This is a genomic window from Ewingella sp. CoE-038-23, from assembly GCF_040419245.1.
GTDB classification, from domain to species: Bacteria; Pseudomonadota; Gammaproteobacteria; order Enterobacterales; family Enterobacteriaceae; genus Ewingella; species Ewingella allii.
On record NZ_JAZHOH010000001.1, the window covers coordinates 18,032 to 37,374 of the forward strand.

General features: G+C 54.7%; 19 protein-coding genes and 1 riboswitch. Of the genes, 1 reads left to right on the forward strand and 18 read right to left on the reverse strand.

Annotated elements, in window-relative coordinates; translation table 11 throughout:
- Positions 1-98: 98 nt before the first annotated feature.
- The 7 genes from thiH to rsd form a co-directional block, all read right to left on the reverse strand.
- On the reverse strand, positions 99-1,265 hold the full coding sequence (gene thiH, locus V2154_RS00085) for a 2-iminoacetate synthase ThiH (protein WP_437341983.1): 1,167 nt from the start codon (positions 1,263-1,265) through the stop codon (positions 99-101).
- Positions 1,262-2,047, reverse strand: a complete 786-nt coding sequence (locus V2154_RS00090; RefSeq protein ID WP_353500573.1) for a thiazole synthase — start codon at positions 2,045-2,047, stop codon at positions 1,262-1,264. The genes thiH and V2154_RS00090 overlap by 4 nt, the downstream gene beginning before the upstream one ends.
- 1 nt (position 2,048) lies before the next feature.
- Complete coding sequence (gene thiS / locus V2154_RS00095; protein WP_353500574.1) at positions 2,049-2,249, reverse strand: sulfur carrier protein ThiS; 201 nt, start codon at positions 2,247-2,249, stop codon at positions 2,049-2,051.
- Positions 2,246-2,995, reverse strand: a complete 750-nt coding sequence (locus V2154_RS00100) for a HesA/MoeB/ThiF family protein (RefSeq protein WP_353503873.1) — start codon at positions 2,993-2,995, stop codon at positions 2,246-2,248. Before V2154_RS00100 ends, thiS begins: the two co-directional genes overlap by 4 nt.
- Positions 2,985-3,641, reverse strand: a complete 657-nt coding sequence (thiE, locus tag V2154_RS00105) for a thiamine phosphate synthase (protein WP_353500575.1) — start codon at positions 3,639-3,641, stop codon at positions 2,985-2,987. Before thiE ends, V2154_RS00100 begins: the two co-directional genes overlap by 11 nt.
- Positions 3,638-5,596 (reverse strand): phosphomethylpyrimidine synthase ThiC, encoded by a 1,959-nt coding sequence (thiC, locus tag V2154_RS00110; protein ID WP_353500576.1) that lies wholly within the window; start codon positions 5,594-5,596, stop codon positions 3,638-3,640. Before thiC ends, thiE begins: the two co-directional genes overlap by 4 nt.
- 139 nt (positions 5,597-5,735) lie before the next feature.
- Positions 5,736-5,863, reverse strand: a riboswitch (TPP riboswitch).
- Between the two features lie 81 nt (positions 5,864-5,944).
- Positions 5,945-6,460, reverse strand: a complete 516-nt coding sequence (gene rsd / locus V2154_RS00115; protein ID WP_185688791.1) for a sigma D regulator — start codon at positions 6,458-6,460, stop codon at positions 5,945-5,947.
- A gap of 329 nt (positions 6,461-6,789) precedes the next feature.
- Here rsd and V2154_RS00120 point away from each other — a divergent pair, with 329 nt between their 5' ends.
- Positions 6,790-7,659 (forward strand): DNA-methyltransferase, encoded by an 870-nt coding sequence (locus V2154_RS00120; RefSeq protein ID WP_353500577.1) that lies wholly within the window; start codon positions 6,790-6,792, stop codon positions 7,657-7,659.
- Between the two features lie 922 nt (positions 7,660-8,581).
- Here V2154_RS00120 and V2154_RS00125 read toward each other — a convergent pair.
- From V2154_RS00125 to V2154_RS00175, 11 genes are read right to left on the reverse strand one after another with little or no spacing between them, the layout of a single operon-like run.
- Positions 8,582-10,306: a hypothetical protein gene (locus V2154_RS00125; RefSeq protein WP_353500578.1), complete on the reverse strand. Its 1,725-nt coding sequence runs from the start codon at positions 10,304-10,306 to the stop codon at positions 8,582-8,584.
- A gap of 7 nt (positions 10,307-10,313) precedes the next feature.
- Entirely contained in the window at positions 10,314-10,847 is a 534-nt protein-coding gene (locus V2154_RS00130; protein ID WP_353500579.1) for a baseplate complex protein, read from the reverse strand.
- A complete protein-coding gene (locus V2154_RS00135) occupies positions 10,819-11,544 on the reverse strand; it encodes a hypothetical protein (protein WP_353500580.1) in 726 nt (241 codons plus the stop codon). Before V2154_RS00135 ends, V2154_RS00130 begins: the two co-directional genes overlap by 29 nt.
- Positions 11,544-12,047, reverse strand: coding sequence for a tail fiber assembly protein (locus tag V2154_RS00140; protein WP_353500581.1), 504 nt, complete (start codon positions 12,045-12,047; stop codon positions 11,544-11,546). The genes V2154_RS00135 and V2154_RS00140 overlap by 1 nt, the downstream gene beginning before the upstream one ends.
- Before the next feature lie 4 nt (positions 12,048-12,051).
- The gene (locus tag V2154_RS00145; protein WP_353500582.1) at positions 12,052-14,481 is read right to left on the reverse strand and encodes a phage tail-collar fiber domain-containing protein; all 2,430 of its coding nucleotides are present in this window, start codon (positions 14,479-14,481) and stop codon (positions 12,052-12,054) included.
- 9 nt (positions 14,482-14,490) lie between these two features.
- A complete protein-coding gene (locus tag V2154_RS00150; RefSeq protein ID WP_353500583.1) occupies positions 14,491-15,081 on the reverse strand; it encodes a hypothetical protein in 591 nt (196 codons plus the stop codon).
- Entirely contained in the window at positions 15,074-16,258 is a 1,185-nt protein-coding gene (locus V2154_RS00155) for a baseplate J/gp47 family protein (RefSeq protein WP_353500584.1), read from the reverse strand. Before V2154_RS00155 ends, V2154_RS00150 begins: the two co-directional genes overlap by 8 nt.
- Entirely contained in the window at positions 16,251-16,586 is a 336-nt protein-coding gene (locus V2154_RS00160) for a DUF2590 family protein (protein ID WP_353500585.1), read from the reverse strand. The genes V2154_RS00155 and V2154_RS00160 overlap by 8 nt, the downstream gene beginning before the upstream one ends.
- On the reverse strand, positions 16,583-18,874 hold the full coding sequence (locus V2154_RS00165; protein WP_353500586.1) for a phage tail tape measure protein: 2,292 nt from the start codon (positions 18,872-18,874) through the stop codon (positions 16,583-16,585). The genes V2154_RS00160 and V2154_RS00165 overlap by 4 nt, the downstream gene beginning before the upstream one ends.
- A 1-nt stretch (position 18,875) precedes the next feature.
- Positions 18,876-19,055, reverse strand: coding sequence for a DUF6890 family protein (locus V2154_RS00170; RefSeq protein WP_353500587.1), 180 nt, complete (start codon positions 19,053-19,055; stop codon positions 18,876-18,878).
- A gap of 8 nt (positions 19,056-19,063) precedes the next feature.
- Complete coding sequence (locus V2154_RS00175) at positions 19,064-19,339, reverse strand: putative phage tail assembly chaperone (RefSeq protein ID WP_353500588.1); 276 nt, start codon at positions 19,337-19,339, stop codon at positions 19,064-19,066.
- Positions 19,340-19,343: the final 4 nt, after the last annotated feature.

A 19,343-nucleotide genomic window follows, 5' to 3' on the forward strand; every position in this document is an offset into this window, starting at 1 on the left:
TGGCTGGCTCCGGCCACGGCACAATTGTCGCGGCAAAGACACCTTATCCTTTGCCACTTTTATCGGCGAGGGCCGGTTATCAGCCTCCCGATCCCTATTCAGATAATAGTTTTGGCTCTCAGCGAATCAGCATTTTGTTGCGAGGCGCGTCCAAGGAAACTGTCCCAGTCTTTCCACACCGGCTGCAACCCAGCCAGCGTCAGAGCCTCGGCCACGCGTTTTGGCGAACGGTTATCGTGCGGAGCAAACTGCTCCAGCTCGGGATGGTCATCATCGGCATAGCCGCCGGGCTGTGTTTTAGATCCTGCGCTGACCGTGTTGATCGCCAGCGGCACCACGTGATCGCGAAAGTAAGGCGATTCGCGGGTGGAAAGCGAAAGTTCGACATCCGGCGTAAATAGCCGAAAAGCGCAGATCAGCTGCACCAGCTGATTCTCTTCAAGGATCGACGCAGGCTCAATCCCTCCCGCACAGGGGCGCAATCGTGGGAAAGCCACGGAGTAGCGCGTCTGCCAGTAAGTTTGTTGCAAATAAAACAGGTGCTCCGCCACCATATAGCTGTCGGTCCGCCAGTTGTTGGAGAGGCCGAAAAGGGCGCCCAGCCCGATTTTATCCACGCCTGCTCGGCCCAGCCTGTCCGGCGTTTCCAGCCGCCAGAAAAAGTCCTGCTTCTGCCCGCGCAGGTGGTGCAGGGCGTAGGTCGGCGCATGATAGGTTTCCTGATACACCAGCACGCCGTCCAGCCCCAGCGTTTTCAGTTCGGCATATTCATCCTGCGACAGCGGCTGAACCTCAATCATCAGGGAATCGAATTTCTGACGAATCGCCGGGAAATGCTGGCGGAAGTAGTCCATTCCCACTTTGCTTTTATGCTCACCCGTCACCAGCAGCAGGTGCTTGAAACCTAAGCTGTTTAAGGCGTCACACTCGCGGTCAATCTCTTCTTCATCCAGCGTTTTGCGCTTGATGCGGTTACTCATTGAGAAGCCGCAGTAGGTGCATTCGTTGGCGCAAAGATTAGATAAGTAGAGCGGGGCGAAGAAATTCACCGTGTTGCCGAAGCGTTGGCGAGTCAGCGCCTGCGCCTTTTGCGCCATCTGCTCGAGATAGGGCAGCGCGGCGGGGGAGATCAGCGCCATAAAATCATCGCGACTGATTTTCGTTTTACCAAGCGCGCGCTCGACATCGCCAGCTGTTTTGCTATTAATCCGCAACGACAGGTCATCCCAGTCGAGGGTTTCCCAGACTTGGGTAAAAGTACTCATGATGTGGCACTCTCAGCCGAAGCAGAAAGGAATCCGGTGAGCGGGCTGGAGGCCGACGCCGTGCGGTGTTTGCCGCCGAGACCGCTGTGGCGGGCCAGCGCGCCGGCTTCTACCGCGAGTTTGAAAGCCTGCGCCATGGCGATTGGGTCGCCCGCGACGGCAATCGCCGTATTGACCAACACCGCGTCCGCGCCGATTTCCAGCGCATCCGCCGCCTGACTTGGCGTACCAATTCCGGCATCCACAATCACCGGCACGCGGGCCTGTTCGATGATGATTTGCAGGAACTCGCGGGTGATCAAACCCTGATTGGAGCCAATTGGCGCGCCAAGCGGCATGACCGCCGCGCAGCCCACTTCTTCCAAACGCTTACACAGCACCGGGTCGGCACCGCAATAAGGCAACACCACAAAGCCTTGTTTTACCAGCGTTTCTGCCGCTTTCAGGGTTTCAACGGCATCCGGCAGCAGGTATTTCACATCCGGGTGAATTTCCAGTTTCACCCAATGAGTGCCCAGCGCTTCTCGCGCCAGCTGGGCGGCAAAAATCGCCTCTTCAGCCGTTTTCGCCCCCGAGGTGTTCGGCAGCAGTTTGACGCCCAGCTTTTGCAGCGGCGCAAGAATGTCGTCGCCGCCGCGGCGCAGGTCCACGCGCTTCATCGCCATGGTCACCAGCTGCGAGCCCGACGCGGCAAGGGCCTGCTGCATCAGCGACGCGCTGGCGAACTTTCCGGTTCCGGTAAACAGACGCGAGGTAAAAGTCATATCAGCAATCTTTAACATGTCATCCTCCAGCGATGGCCTGAAACAGCAAGATATTGTCGCCGTCGGTCAACATGTGCGAAGACCAGTTGTGGCGAGGAATAATCACCTGATTAACCGCCAGTGCGCTGCCCTCCTGCGAGTGATTCAGCTGTTCAAGTAGGTCCAGCAGGGTGAGAGGCGCGGCGAAATGGTGAGGTTCATCATTTATCATCAGCTTCACGGTTTAGCTCCACATACCGCGCAAAGGTCTGAGCGCGTGAGTTGGGCCGTCCGCCAGCTTTGCTGTTTGCCGTCGAATAAGCGTAATTTTCCGCTCAGCGAACTGCCGAGCCCGGCGATAATTTTCAAGGCTTCTAAGGCTTGCAGCGTGCCAATCACTCCGACCACCGGGCCGAGCACCCCGGCGGTGCGGCAATTGCGCACCGGCGTGTGGTGGTCGGGGTAGAGGCAGGCGTAGCAGCCGTGAGAATAAGGCGGTTCGAGCACCAGCAGCTGGCCGCTAAAGCCCACCGCGCTGCCGCTAATCAAGGTTTTTTGATTCTCAACGCAGGCCTGATTGATGGCGTGTCGAGTGGCCATGTTGTCGCTGCAATCCAGCACCAGATCCGCAGCGCGCACCGCCTCGGTGAGGGGCTGACCCTCCAGCCGCTGCTCGATTGCCACGATTTCACACTCCGGGTTCAGCCTGAGTAACTCGCGCTTGGCGACCGCCGCCTTGGGCTTATCCACGTCGGCGCTGCGATAGATAACCTGCCGCTGCAAATTCGAAATATGCAGTGCGTCGTCATCCGCCAGCGTCAGTTTGCCGACGCCAGCCGCCGCAAGGTAGAGCGAGGCGGGAGAGCCTAGCCCGCCAAGGCCGACAATCAGCACCTTGGCGGCGTCTATTTTCTCCTGCCCGTCGGGGCCAAACTCCTCGAGCAGCAGCTGGCGGCTGTAACGCATAAAGGATTGATCATTGAGCATCATCAGCCTCTTCACTGGCGCAGAGCGCCAGAAGTTCCGCGGTTGCCTTGCGCCAGTCCGCCGCCTGCGTAATGGCGCTGACCACCGCGATGCTGCCGACGCCGGTGGCTAACACCGACGGCGCTTTGTCGATGCTAATGCCGCCAATCGCCACGGTGGGGAAGCTGCCGTCGAGCTGCCTGATGTGGCGCTCCAGCTCCTGCAAGCCCTGCGGCGCGGAAGGCATCTCTTTGGTTTGCGTCGGGAAAATATGGCCGAGGGCGATATAAGAAGGCTTCACCGCCACGGCGCGCGCCAGCTCGGCATCGTCATGGGTCGAAACCCCCAAACGCAGCCCGGCGGCGTGAATTGCCGCAAGGTCGGCAGTGTCGAGATCTTCCTGCCCGAGATGCACGCCGTAGGCCCGATGCTTCACCGCCAGACGCCAATAGTCATTAATAAACAGCTGCGCCTGATGCTGATGGCCCAATGCGATGGCCTGAATAATGGCCGGTTCGACCTCTTCGTCAGGCAGGTCTTTGACCCGCAGCTGAATAGTTTTAACGCCTGCCTCCAGCAGGCGGGCTATCCATTCAACGCTGTCTACCACCGGGTAAAGCCCCAGACGGAAAGGAACGGCGGGGAAGGCGTGGGTTAGCGCGCTCATTTGCCGGCCTCCGCGCTGAAGCTGTCGGCCGGGTGGTAAAGCTCGCTGCCGCGTGAACGGAACTCAGACGACATTTGCGCCATGCCGGTTTGCACAATCTCGATAGGCAGGGCCTGAGTTTCCAAGGTGGCTGCGTAATCGCGCACTTCTTGGGTGATTTTCATTGAGCAGAATTTCGGGCCGCACATTGAGCAGAAGTGAGCGACTTTGCCTGACTCCTGCGGCAGAGTTTCATCGTGGTAGGCCCGCGCCGTGGCCGGATCGAGAGCCAGATTGAACTGATCTTCCCAGCGGAATTCAAAACGCGCCTTGGACATGGCGTTATCGCGGATCTGCGCGCCCGGATGACCTTTCGCCAGATCCGCCGCGTGGGCGGCAATCTTGTAGGTGATCAAGCCTTGCTTCACGTCCTCTTTGTTCGGCAGGCCGAGGTGCTCTTTCGGCGTGACGTAACACAGCATGGCGCAGCCGAACCAGCCGATCATCGCCGCCCCGATACCCGAGGTGAAGTGGTCGTAGCCCGGCGCAATGTCGGTGGTCAGTGGCCCCAGCGTGTAGAACGGTGCCTCGTGGCAGTGCTCCAGCTCTTCCGTCATGTTGCGGCGGATCATCTGCATCGGCACGTGACCCGGCCCTTCAATCATCACTTGAACATCATATTCCCAGGCTATTTTGGTCAGCTCGCCCAAGGTGCGCAGCTCGGCGAACTGGGCTTCGTCATTGGCATCCTGAATAGAACCCGGACGCAGGCCATCGCCCAGCGACAGAGAGACGTCATAGGCGGCGCAGATTTCACAAATTTCGCGGAAATGCTCAAACAGGAAGCTCTCTTTATGGTGCGACAGGCACCATTTCGCCATGATTGAGCCGCCGCGCGACACAATGCCGGTCAGGCGTTTGGCGGTCATTGGCACGTAGCGCAGCAGCACGCCCGCGTGGATGGTGAAGTAGTCAACGCCTTGCTCCGCCTGCTCCAGCAGGGTGTCGCGGAACATTTCCCAGTTCAGGTCTTCGGCGATACCGTTCACTTTTTCCAAGGCTTGGTAGATCGGCACTGTGCCGATAGGCACTGGGCTGTTACGCAAAATCCATTCGCGGGTTTCGTGGATATAGCGGCCGGTGGACAGGTCCATTACGGTGTCCGCGCCCCAGCGGGTGGACCACACCAGTTTTTCCACCTCTTCTTCGATAGAGGAGGTCACCGCCGAGTTGCCGATGTTGGCATTCACTTTCACCAAGAAGTTGCGGCCGATAATCATCGGTTCGGACTCTGGATGGTTGATGTTGGCGGGGATAATCGCCCGGCCTGCGGCCACTTCCTGACGCACAAATTCCGGCGTGATATTGGCGGGCAGGTGAGCACCAAAGCTCTCGCCCGGATGCTGCTGGCGCAGCACTTCACCGCGAATTCGCTCACGGCCCATGTTTTCTCGGATGGCGATGAACTCCATTTCCGGGGTGATTATCCCCTGGCGGGCATAGTGCAGCTGGGTGACATTTTTACCCGCCAATGCCTTGCGCGGGCGAGGCAAATGCTCGAAGCGCAGGTGGTCCAGCCCGTCATCGGCCAGACGCTGCTGGGTAAAGCCGGAGCTTACCTGTGGTAGCTCTTCGGTATCGTTGCGTGAAGCAATCCAGCCCGCGCGCAGCTTCTCCAGACCGGCGTGGACATCAATCGTCGCCTCGGGATCGCCATAAGGCCCGGCGGTGTCATACACCGGAATGGCCTCGTTTTCCTCATAGCGCGGGTTGTCTTTGGTGCCGCTAATGAGCGTCGGGCTGAGTTGGATCTCGCGCATCGGCACGCGCACGTCGGCGCGCTCGCCTTGCAGATAAATACGTTTGGAGTTAGGGAAGGCGACGCCCTGCAGGCTGTCGATAAAATCTTGAGCTTCGGCGCGCTGCTCGCGACGGTTTCCGGGCTTTTTAGGGGTGTTTGACTGAATGCTCGACATAGCAAATTCCTCGTGTTTTTCATGATAAAAAACGTTACGTGATGGAAAATTGCTTGTCTGGAGGTTTACGGCAGGAGTAAAAACGGTCGATTTAGCCGCCAAAGGCCGTGGCGATGCAGGGCCGGAATGAGGCTAAACGCATGACATTACTCTTGTTCCCTTCGCGGGTATTAACCCGATCAGGTTCCGCGGATCCCGAATTAACGGTCTCAGCCTGGCGTAATGTCCGTGAGGAACATCATGCGCTAGGCACTCCGACAAGAAGCCCCAATATAGGGGGCCGAAAAATAAACTACAACCCAGATAGGGTTATTTAATGTTGAAATAGGTTAATCGATTGTTTCGAAATTACGCCGGACGTTCGAGGATCTGGTCGTTTGCAACGGGTGGTAACACATCTTGTGAAGGTTCGAATGCTAAGGTAATTAGCTGATCTTCAAGGACAAAGCGCGCATCTAAAGCTTCGCCGATATCGGAAAGCGCATAGTGGAAAGCAAAGGCGTTGTCATCGGTGATATCTGTTTCGGTATAACTGTCATGGAAAGCCATGATAGCTTCGGTGTTCAGTTCAAGGGCTGGATAGATTTTCGACGCAATCAGCTGTTTTGGGCTGTCGATACCTTCAACTTCATCGATAATACGGTGGTAAAGATGGAAATGGCCGGCTGAGAGATAATCCACCAAGTTGTGGCAAAAGTTATCCAGCGCTTTTTCGTTTAGCGGGGTATGCTTTTCTTTGTTCGGTTTCAGTCCAACAAGCGTGCAATAGGAGACTAAGAGTTCTTTGCGCGCATGAAGCCACTGATCGATTAACTCGTTACTGCCACCAACGCGTTGGGTCAGTCTTTCCAGACGATTTAGCATGGTTGACTCCGTGAGCGAGAGAAAAGTAACCAAAAGGTTAAAGGTTACTAATATTTAACTTTTTATCCAACTCAACTACATGATTTAAAAATGAATTATTCTAAAAGATGTCCACATTTTGACATTAGTTTTATTAGATTAGTATTTCATACTAGGCGTACCCATTCATGTAGTCAAAGAATGTGAGCCCCTTAATATCAGAAACAGTATCGGGGCGCCCTAGTTTGGTACGAATTGTCTGTTTACAAAATTAGGATGCTACACAATTAAGTGGACCGCTTCTGTATGAACTGATAATATCCCTTAAAATCTCTAGTGATCTCGTAACTATGCTGAACAAAACACAAAACGTCATTGATATTAGTTCCACTAAGCTATTCAACACGGATTGCTTATCCTTGTTGCAATCATTGCAAGATGACTCAATTGATTTAGTGGTCACTTCCCCCCCATATGCGGATCAACGTAAAAGCACGTATGGAGGTATCCATGCCGATACTTATGTCGATTGGTTCACTCCTATAGCAAAAGAGTTACTAAGGGTCTTAAGGCCAACTGGCTCATTTGTCCTTAATATCAAAGAGAAGGCTGTAAATGGAGAACGGCACACTTATGTCTTGGAGCTTATTATTAGAATGCGTAAGCTAGGTTGGCTCTGGACAGAAGAATATATCTGGCATAAAAAAAATAGCTTCCCAGGTAAATGGCCGAATAGATTCCGTGATTCGTGGGAAAGATGCTTACATTTTACAAAAGCAAAAAAATTCTCTATGTATCAGGAGGCGGTTATGGTTCCGATGGGAGATTGGAAAAACTCCCGCCTAAAAAACCTTAGTACCACCGATAAATTACGTGATGAATCGAGCGTTGGTAGTGGCTTTGGTAAGAAAATTGAGAATTGGGTTGGTAAGGAGATGGCATATCCTACTAACGTAATACATATGGCGACCGAATGTGGCAATAGAAGTCATAGTGCTGCCTTTCCTGAAGCTTTACCTGAGTGGTTTATAAAACTGTTTAGTAAAGAAGGGGATATTGTGATGGATCCCTTCTCCGGTTCAGGTACGACAATGAAAGTGGCTAATCATTTGGGTCGTGTTGGTATTGGAGTTGAAATTCTAAAAGATTACTGTGAGATCGCTGCCGAACGCATGAAGTTAGAATATTCAGTTGAGCATAGCTTACCTGTTTATAAGTAGTTGATATAGTCAATTAGAATATTCTTGTTTTCTGTTAAACTGTTTTCCCCTAAGTTCAGGGGGTTACTTAGCTAAACAAGGATATGATAATGAGATGTATAGTTAATGGATGTGATGAATTCGCACCTAATAATTTCAGTGTGAGACTAAGAAGGGATGACACATCAGCGATTTGGGCACCAAATACTGAGGCTTATATCTGTGATGTGCATGCTTCATCTGGCTTTACTATTCAAGTCAATTTAGTCACTCGTACTGATGACACAATCGAAACTTTAGTGAGTTCGAATGGCGGCCCGGTAGCTCGTCGTTTAACAACAATTAAACACCAACCGTAAGTTTCAAATCTAAAGGCTACATTTATGTAGCCTTTCCCATCTCTAAGTGTTCTTTTCTTGGTGTTATATATCTATAAACGTTGTAATTCTTTGCAAAAGGGATAAGCGCTGATTTTTCAGAGCTACACCTTGCGCCGCAAGGCCTCCCGTAAATCCTCACCCATTTAAAAATCCTGTTCCAATGCCGATGCGATCCAGACGGAAAGCACCGGAGATCCTTTTAAAACATCAGCTTAAACAATCGGTTAGTTTTGGCGCTGGCACTGATTCTTGCAAACTGCTGCAAAAGTTGGCGACGTGTGCAAAACCTTATCGAAGCCACAACACCAGACGCCGCGCGGGCTGGCGGTAGGGTTTGCGCAAAAATTCCTTTGCAAAATTTTTATGATCCAAATAGTGCAGGCGGGTGCGGTGTAGCGCCGTTTCCGTCTGGTATGCGCTTCCGTCTGCGTGTTTCTGTGAGCGCTGCGGGCCGTGGTAAGACGAACGCAAAAAAGGCCGAACGGTGTCGGCCTTGGGGTGTTGAGTTCAATGGTGGGCGTTACAGATCGTTTTATGCGAGGGGTGTTTCTGCGGGGCTTCTGTCAGGCGATCAAAGGCCCATATTTTGCTTTCAGCGTGGCGGTGCTGGCTGCTGCCTGGCTGAATTGTCCCGACTGTTGGCTTGTGCCGGTGTTCGGGTGAGTGTGGCTGGCGGCAATCGTCGCCAGTTGGCTGACTACGTCGAGTGTGTCGGTCAGCAGTGTAAGCACGTTGATTTCCTCGCTACCCAGTTTGACCGTAGGCGCAATAAGCTCTTGTGCCTGTGCGACGCTGCGGCGGATACCGGCGATTTTCTCAGTTAGAGCACCGCCGACCGTTGTCGTGCTATTGCCGGTGATGGTGTCGTCGAGATTGGTGCCAATGCTGCGTTTAGCATTCTGGCCAATATAGACGGATTCATCTTTGCTGCAGGAAATAGTCAGACCGCCAGAAGTACCGATGCTGTAATCCCCCTCGCTAATCTGAACCACGGCACCGGCTAACAGCGTGGCCGTGCCCAGTACCGTGGTTTTGTCCGTTGCCTGGATAGTAGTTTCGCGAACTACCAGCGTGCGGGTTTCATCGTCTGCCTGAATAGAGCGCGTCATTGACGTTTCTTTGATTGCTTGGTCAGTCTGGCGTTCCCAATCACCGGCGACGTTAATCCGCTGCGATACCCCTTCACGCTGTTGCTGCAACTGTTCGCCAGGCTTCACGGCGGGCAGGTTTTGCCCCTGCGGCATGGTCTGGCGCACAAAGGGCTTATCCGGTCGCCCGCCAGTGAAGCCAACTTCTACTAAGGTGCCAGGCGGTGGGAATTGGAACATGCCGGACTCACTGCCCGCCATTGGTACCGGCAAGGGCACGGCGGGATAAACCGGCGTATCTTTCGCCGGATTGCCGTCCCCGTCGAGCAGCTGCAAATCGACCGCATAGCGCGGGCGAAACGGGTCGGCGATGTTGCCGGTTGATACGTCTTCACTCGGCGCTTCGACGCGGGCGAACTGGGGCAGGTGCAGACCGGATGCCAGTTCGGGGAACGCGTTTTCGACTTGGCGCTGAATCGGGGATTTCTGCAAGGGCTGGCCGGTTGCCTTGTTACGCGGTTGCCACGTGATCGCCATGTCGTCGTTTTCTAATCGAACCTGGCTTAACCGCTGGCCGTTAACTTCAGCACCAGGGCGCAGGCTCTGAATGAGCGGCACGGTCATCGAATTACCGCCCGCGCTGGACTGGCTAAACTCGCTCGGGATGTCGACCGGCTTACCTGCAAACATGCTGTGGGCGGCAGCGCCGATAAAGACGTCACCGTCCGGCAACTGATACCACAGGTAATCAGGAATGGAGAACGCGCGGCCAAGGTTGGCAAACAACTGGTACCCGGTACCGCTGTGAGTGAAATGCGGGATTGGCTTGTCGGCATAGTCGGCACCCGCTGGCGGGCTGACGTTTAGGCCGCATTGCTCACTAATCCAGTCGGTGATGGTGCGCAAGGTGGGATGCTGAAACGAGCACGGCCACAGTTTATCGAATACGCCGATTAACTCCCGAACGAAAAGACGCTGGGAACCATTTTCTGACGGCTGCGACCGCTCCACGTAGCCGGTGAACCAGCGCAGGACTAAACCGTCATAACCGATATCGATACGCACCATTTTGCCGGTGTAATCGGTATCGGTCTGCGCTGTAATAAATCCCCGACCGCACGCGTTTAGCTCGAGCATGACGTTAACGTCGACCAGATGGATGGGGTCAGTTGAAAGGTACAGGCGTTTAATCGGTTTCATGCTTTAGTTATCCCAGCGCGTCATTGACGGGTTTTAAGACTTTTTGTTCGAACCAACTCATTTTATCGGCGTCCTCACCGGCTGAGTTTTTACCGCCCGCGCCGGTCTGCTTGGTGCTGGGCGTATTGTTGCCTTTGCGTGCTTCGCGCTTCTCGGGGACGCTGCTTTTTTCGCGCAGGGTAAAACTGACGTTCCAGGCGAGGATATCTTCCTGCGGAATGGCATCAATCTGGCCGGTGAACGTCCCTTCGCGAAAATTGATAGCCGTCGCGGTCGCGTTGGCAATACGGTATTTTTTTAGCGAACCGCTGGACTCTGTGGCCGATGCCAACTGAAAAAGCCGCTGCAAAATCGCCTGGTCATCAAATGCCACTAAGCCGGTGACGCGCAGTTCTTTGGCCTTGATGCCCTGTTCGGCGTTGGTTGTGCTGGACGTTTGGCCGGACTGGTCTTTTTCCTGAAATTGCATGGAAGGCGATACCAACATTCTTTTCATGATGATGCCTTCGCCATCAAGTGCGAGTTGAACGGCCTGGGTCATTTATCATTTTCTCCAAATCTTTCAATGAATCACCGGTGAACATCATGGCGGCGGTATGCACTGCGGTGGCCTGAGGGATATTTTTTAATAATTCGACCGCGCCGGTATGCATATCCCCGGAATGCGTAAACGCCCATACGTCAGCGCTGGCCCCTTTAAGGTCACTGAGTCCCTGACTGATACTGGCGAGCAATCCGGCGCGGGCCTGCATAAAACTGGCAATTTGCGCCTTTAACCCTGCGGTGCTGGTACTGGCTGCGGCGGCAAGCTTGGCGGCGGCCACGCGCTGGGCATTCACGGCGGCTCGATTGGTCGATACCGACAATGGGACAGCGGCGGGCAGGGCGTTAGCTAGTTTCCCAGGCAGTTGCATTTTAACCGTGCTCAGTTCGGCAGCGGCCTTTGCCATTCTGCTGACCTGAGTAAACGCCGGTGCGGGGAAGACGGCCGCCAGACTGTTTAACCCCTGCATAAATGCATCGTGGGTGTTTTCGGCAATCATCAGGACGATCACATCGCCACTGTTGCCGCTGGAGGCCAATTTTTTAGCCAGATATGCCAGAGCATTGGCCGGACTAAGGTAACTGCCTGAATCAGCGGATTGACCCAGCCCATAAACCCAAGGATGTGCCGGAACAATGGCGCAAGAAAGCGGTGCCATGTTGTCAGCAATCTTGAGCACGGATTTACGCCACATTACTGCGGCACCTCGGGCCATGTAATACCACGCACCTTTGTGGTTTCTACGCGACTCAGTAAAACCCGATATTTGCGCCACTCGTTGAAAAGGCGCTTTTCTTCGTCAGTCGCAATATCTAAATCAATGGCATCGCTTAACGTGCTTATTGCCTGGTTTGCCTCCGCTAACAGAGTGGTTTTATTTTGCGCGGCCAGGGCGACATAATCCGGTGCGACGGCGTAGATTTTACCGCCAGACCAGCGCCAAGCGCCGCTGATATCACAGCCCTCGGGCAATGTATCAATATCGACCACGGTCAGGCCGACAGGATAAAGGCGTGATGCATCCTCGCTGATACTGCGAATAACCCCGGTATCGTTCTCAATTGCCAGGCTAAATTTACGCGTGAATTTAGGTAAGGATTTAAACCAGTCCTTACCGCTTTCATCTTTAAAGTATTGAATACCACCACCGTTAAAAAGTTCATCCGGCGTGTAACGCTGTAAGTTTATTAGTTTCATATTTTTATCCGTCGATTGTTACCCAGCCACCGTTTCGAAACATTTGCAGGGGGCGGTACAGTGCATAACCAATTTGGCTCCCCTCGTTGCCGTTGCCACCGGTGAGCACGCATCCGGCGGGTGCCTCTACAAGCCAACCGTCCATCACCATCGAAGCCTGCGCCCCGCGCGTAATACTCGAAACAAAACTCGCCTGCGCCCATCTCAGAACATCCTCTACCCGGCTGTTAACCCAATCAGTGCGGGCAAGAGCCACAACCTCATCGTTGTTTGAGTTCCGCATGTAGGGCGATTGTGGGTTGCCACCTGAAAAACCGGCGTAACTGCATGTGTCCCGCGCTATCGCGTTCACGTCTGAGGGCTGCGGCCTGTAGTTGGGGCTGTAAACACGCACGCCGGGCGTGTCGTACACGCCTGAGCCTGCCTGAATAATTCCTTTGTTATAGATGTTACGGTCAGTGTAAATATCATTAGGCGAGGTAATACCAGCCTCTGCGCGAAAACTGCCACCGACTGAAACATTTCCAGCGGCTGAAATGTTTTTCCCCGTGTTTATATCGCCAGGGCTATAAAAAGAATTGTCTACGGGGTTGAATGTCCATGCCGACACCGCCCCCGCATCAGTGGTGATGGAGATAACCGCCATTGGGAACTGGGCGTTCCCCGATGTTACGCCGCCGAAGCTGACCGACGCCGCGTAGTTATAATCCTTAGTTTTAATAATGCCTTTTACAATGGGTTGGTATTGGCTGACATTTTTGGGCGCCATGAATCCATTAGGCACCATAAACGGGGCAGATCCGTTTTCTAATTGAGCCGCAAATGCACCGGCCCCCTCCCAAAGACCTGATTTCGTCGCAAAGTAGCGAGCGCCGGTGACATACTCGACGTTGCCGCCTGTAGTGGGCAGTGCGCCAACATTAGCGGCGGTAATGCTGATGTCCTGAGTACCGTCAAAATTCACACCCGCAATCTTGCGGGCCGTCTCTAATTTGCTGGCCGCCTTCGCCGTGGCGTCAACAGGCAGAGCACCGACATCAGCCGGTTTGAGGCTGATGTCCTGCGTGCCGTCAAAATTCACACCGGCGATTTTGCGGGCTGTCGCTAATTTTGTGGCAGCGACGGCGGTGTCTTTTGCAGCCAACGCGCCTACCTCAGCAGGCGTGGGCGGGTTGCCGGTATCAAACACGCGACGCCAGCCAAAGGGATAAGTGCTGTTATCAAGTTGCCATTTCCAACCCTGAGCCGCGATGTATGTACCAATGCGCCAAAAGATTTGGCCGTTTCCATTTATCAATTGCTGATAGGCTCCCGCGCCCGCATCCCACGCACGGCGAAGCGTCAGCAACTGAGCTGCGGCGACAACGTCCGGCCCCAGTGGGAAATCCTCAAATTTTCCCGACAAAGAAACAGGGTTTGTTTTATTGATAACGACGGGGTCGTCTAATCGCGTGATGGTGCTATTGACCGGCAAGACCTGGTTAGACATCGCACCAATATTATCGCGGGCGTTCAACATGGCCGCCGCACCCAATATTTTAAGCTCGGCTAATGCCTGGTCTTTGCGCAAGAAATCTTTGCTGCCCTGCTGGTCGCTCAGTGACCCTTTCGGGCGCAGGTCAGTGACATTGCCTGCGGCGTCGATACTCGCCAGAGCAAACACGTAGTGGGCGACGCCGTTCGTGGCGTAGTTCGAAAGCGTAGGGGCCACGGTGAATTTAATGGCCGTCTGAAACGCGCTGGTCACGGTGCCGGTATAGCAGACATCAATCCAGACCTTAGTCGGCTTGGTGGTGACGGTGATATTTTGGTTAGCAGCAAGCGAGGCACGCAGCCCGCCGACATAACCCAAACCCTTAGTAACAAAGAACTGGGTACCATTTTTTGACACTAAAAATCCGGTATCAAAAAAGGCACCGGCACCATAGATATCAAAATTTGCCAGACGCAGGGCTTCATCCATACCGGCCATGCGGGCCGTAAAATCAATCTGCCACGTTGCAGCCGGTACCGTGATTTGTGTTTCAGCCTGCGCCCCGGCGTATTCCATCATAATGGAACGGGTGAGGGTATTTCCCTGCTGGCCGCTGGCGTTCTTCACTTTCCGCTGCGTTGGGGCATGGGTGATCGCGCCGATGATGCCGGTGGCTTTATTGATTAACCCAATCCAGTTGAAATCGAAATCGCCGACTTCGGTACCCATCACCACGGAATAGACCACGGCATTCGCGTTGACCACGCCGCTTTTGCTTACCGCCTGGCGATAGACAATTTTGTCAGCGGCGGGCATCCCTTCGGTGTTAGGGATGGGCTTGTTAGCGTCTTGCCCAGGGATGAACGCGAAAACGAATTCATCCAGTACAACGGGCTTATTGTCGACAGCCTGCTGGGCTTTCCACTCGGCAAAGGCTTTGGTAATAACGGTTTGTGACATGGAATTCCCCTACAAACTAGCGCTAAACGTGGCGCTGGACTCTGTTGTTATGTTGTTCAGGCTCGCCGTATAGCAAACATATTCCCCTTCGTATGACCCCACCCGCATCACCAAGCCAATGGCGCTTATCACTTCGAACTGATAGCGGCGGCAGGTGCGGCCATACTTGCGGATGATCTCAAGTAAAAGGTCGCTGTTGTTTGCGATTTGGTTATCGCTGACGCGCACGATGATGACGTCCCAATCAATGCCCGGCTGGCGCTCCAGCAGTTCGACGTAGCCAATGCCAAGCCGCTCAAAAATGGCGATAAAGCCTTCAACCTCGCCCGCGTCCTGGGCGTTCACAAACGCATAGCTCACGCGCTTGCGAAACAGGCCCAGCGGTTCACCATTAAAACGGGTGATATCCCGCTCATAGGCAATCAGGTTAAGCAGCGGTTCGGCACAGGTCAGCGGGTCAAATTGCTTAAGCGGCCACGTCATCCAGTCGTACACCACTGACCAGAAAGTGATGCAGACCCGAAGCAATTTGGCCGGTTCGCCTCTGTCCATCCACGACGGCAATCGAAGGCTGCGCAACTGCGCTTTAAAATCAATCATTGGCAATTTCCACGGTCAGGCTTGAAAGGCGCGGGACTGACAGTTCGCTGATGATGTCTGTCAGCGAGAAGGTGAGCGAGTCGATAACGGGAAACGCCTTGTGTAACTCGCGGCCAAGGTTTGAAAACGAGTAGCGGGCATACGGCCACGTCTTTTTGACGTCATAGTTGCTGTTTTCCCGAAATGCGCAGCGGATCAAATTGGTCACGCCGGTGTTTAAATCGGCCATCGCTTCGGCGGTCATGTTGTCTTTGTTCAACACGTAGACCGTGACGCTCAAGGCGTGCTTAGTCTCAGGCAGGGCAAAGCACTGCATATCGTCGCCGTGGCCGTGGTGGCCCTGCGTGTTGATATAGTCGTTGACCGCATCAATAAACGGCTGGGAAATCTCGCCGCTGTCGAGCAGCAAATAGGCGTTTGCCGTCCCCGGCCCGCGCGGGGCGTCGTGCTTAAAGAAAATACGGTCAACGCTCAGGCCCAGCACGCTGGCTATCATGCTGCGATAAATCGCATCGGTGTGGTAATTGCCGACCAGGTTGAACTGGTTACGGGCACGCTCGCGCAGTTCATCATCGGATTCCTCATTTGCACCGGGCACGGTCAGCCAGTCGTCATCGTTCACCACGCTTGAAATTCCCGCCACGGCAACCGGCAAAATGCGGTAATAGCCCGGCGCGAGGTTGTACCCGCTGCCGGTGCCGGTTGCGGTGACCGGCACTAGGCCACTTTCTAAGCCTGCGGCTATGGCGGTGTCTTTGGCGACGGACAATACATAAACGACGCCGTTAATACGCTCGGTTTGTACCAGCGTGCCCGCGCTAACCGTCACGGCGTTGGCGGCGGTAGTTTTGAAAAAACGCACGGTACCGGCTGCGGCGCTGGCGGGTTTGGCTTCGATGTTCACAGCCCAGGCGAGCAGGCGCAGCATCGGGCCGGTCGCGGTCGCTACAAACATATTTGCCATAACGACCTGGACAAGTACGTCTTTCAGCCACAACACCGGCGTGGTGATGAGTTTGGTTATCAGCCGCCAGAACGGCGACATTTTCGACGTATTGGTGACCAGGTTTTCACCGCGTGCGATGTCGCGGAATTTTCCGGCGATTTCGGCTTCCGTGGTCGGCATCCCGCTATCGCGTAGGACTTTTTCAAAATCGACGGTCGGTTTCTCATTCATAATTCACACCGGTGCTGATGGGGCCGAAATCGTAGGTGTCGGCAGTGATATACAGGCGCGAGACGCTTTCCTCCGCGATAACCACGGTTCCCGGGATGAGGCGTTCGTCATTTTCAACCAACAGCGTTAACTGGGTTAACACGTCGCCGCGCATGGTTGGGCTGCGTTCGCCAATCAGCAGCGCGGCGATGCCACTTTCTAAAATGCTGTGGATCACGTCTTGACCGATGCTGACGCGGTTGTTGCATAGCTGCGGCTCGTTACCGCTGTTAAGCGTGAAATTGCCGTCAGTTATCAGTAAATCGATGTAGAGCGGTTCGTCAGTCATCCGGCTTGCATCTCTTGCCATTCAGCCAGCTGGCTGGGTGAAATTCCGTTGGGTGCGTTCACGTAGGTGTCGCCATAGGTTCGGCGGCTATCAATCGTGGTTTTGCTTTCCGTTTTAACCTGTTTCATCAAGCCTTCACGCGGCAGGGCGGCGCTCGCCCTGTTGCCGGTGACCAGTGATTGACCGTTCAACGCAGGCGCGGCGGGCTGTGGCAAGCTTGGCGCTGGAGCGCTGACCGGCATCGTCGGCTGCGCTGTCTTCACGCGGGCCAACGTGCTGGCCTGCGGCATGACATTTTGCGCAGGCACGGCCAACGGATTGGGCTGACTTCTTGGCACGGCGTTTTGTGTCGGTACCGCGACGGGCACCGGCTGCGGCACGGCAACCTGTGACGGGGTGTTTACCGCGGCGGGCACCTTCACGCCTTCGGTTGTGCCGGTGGTTTTAAGGTCAATGCTGACGCCGGGTATTTTGTTAAGTTTTTCAACAATCCAGTTGTAGGTCGACGCAAAGGTATTTTTCAGGATGTCGAAAAGCTTGTTGAATACGTTGCCGATAGTCTCTGAAAACCCTTCAAACGCGGCCACAGGTGACAGCCCAGTGAAGAAAGCGACGGTCTTGTCCCAGCCGTCTGTAATGCTGGCCCAGACGTCGGCAAATACCTGGCCGACATCCTGAATGACCGACATCACCCACTTAAAGGCTTCGGTTTCCATCACCGCCGCTTTCAGCTTGTCCCAGTGCTTAATCACGTACCACACGCCGATAGCCAGGGCGGCAAGGCCCAAAATAATAAGGGTGATCGGGCTGGTTAAAAGCTGCATGGCTACGCCTGCGAACATGGTCGCCGCACCATAGATGCGCATAGCCAGGGCACCGGCTTTTAACACGCCGTTCCACAGCACCAGGGCAATACGGCAGACGCCCGTCCAGACCGCCAGTAATTTGGACTGGATCCACAAACCGGCCAGACCAAGGCGGGTTAACAGCAGTGAAGGGCGCATTAGATTAAGCGTCCATGTCAACGCCTTCCAGGCACCGCCCAGCATGAACGCTATGCCTTTCAGCCCCATCATGGTGAAACCAAAAATACCCATGGCGATATTGGCCGCCGCACCGGCCAGCCCGAACGACAGCACGGCCAAGGTGATGTAACCCATCCAGCGGGCGATATTGGGGAACATTTCCAGCCAGCGGGCGAACTTGGTGCCGACTGCGGCCACCTTGTTCATCAGCGGGGTGAGGATTGGCATCAGGGTGTTACCCAGCGCCACGCGAATGGCATAAAAAGAGGCGGTGATACGTTCCCACGGCTTCGCCATGCGCTCGGCCATTTCCTGCGCCCGCTTCATGCCGTCGTTGCGGCCTAATTCGGTAATGCTCTTGTTCAGGGTGTTTTGCTGGCCGTACAGCTTTTTAATGACGTCGGCACCGCCGCCAAAGGCGGCATCAAGCGCCTGTTGGGCCTTGACGTTGCCTTCGATGCTCTTGCCGTATTTGTCCTGCACCTTTTGCAGAATGTCGCCCATAGGCAACATCTTGCCGGTGGCGTCGACAAAGCTCATGCCCAGCTTCTGCGCGGCGGCGGGGGCGCTGCGTAGGAACTGCTCGTAAATGCCGCTGGACTCGGTGCCCATGGTGCGCGACAGGGTGCCCAGCACGGCGAACTGTTCTTCCATGCTGACGCCAAAGTCGGCCCCGGCGTTTTTGGTGCCTTCCATCAATTCCTGCATGGTCGACATTTTGACGCCGAAATTTTGCACCATATACGCGGTTTTACCCGCTAACTGCTCGGCAAACTCGACGTGTCCCAGGCTGGACAGTTCGCGATTGAACCGCGAGGCCATCGCGCCGATATATTCCCCGGCTTCTTCGCCGCTGGCTTTGACACCTGCGGCCAGCGTGTTGGCCGCCACGGTCACGCGCGGTAAATCCTGGTCAGCGAGTCCATGCATCGCCCCTTTAATGGCGTAGCTGGAGTTGACCACGTCGACCGCGCTTTTGCCGTATTGCATGCTGAAACGTAGCGCGGAACTGGACAGCTTCTTCAGCGTGTCGTCGGCCACGCCTTTAGCGCCGACTTCTGACAGCGCCGCGTTCATCTCATACGCGGGAGCGACAACGCCCCGGATGGACTGCGCGACCGCCCAAATTGCAGCGGTGCCAATGCCGATTTTGGTAAATGACGCCTGCGATTTTTCCGCAAAGCCGGACAGCGACGACTGGGCCGTTTTAAGCGGTCGCGTCAGCTTGTCGATTAGGCTAAGAGTAAAATCCAAATGGCTCATGTCATGTTCCGTTAAAGGCTATCGCTATGCCCTCGGCCGTTTTATGGGCCTTGGTTTGGGCAAAATATTCATCCAGCCACAGCGCGCGGGCTATGTTCTCTTCGCTGTCGTCGGCGTGGGGCAGGTAGTAACTGCGCAGGGCGAGATACTGCTCTAACGGGTTGGCGCGAATGGCCGCCACCCGTGCGGTCAGTTTTTTATTTCAATCTCAACCTGCGGGGAGTAAATCGAATTGACCTTCTCCACGATTTGCATTTCAACGCCGGGGTAATCCTCGGTCAGCTTGTTAAGTGCCTCTTTGCTGTCCGGCGAGACGATGCGGCCCAGATAGGTGACCATCGGCGCGATTTTGTTGGTTGGCGACATTTCGTTAATCAGGCCGTTGAATGCGGTTTTGTTCGGCTCGAAAGACAGGTCAATACCGGCCACGGTCAGGGTGATCACTTTGTTTTTTACTTGGCTCATTGCT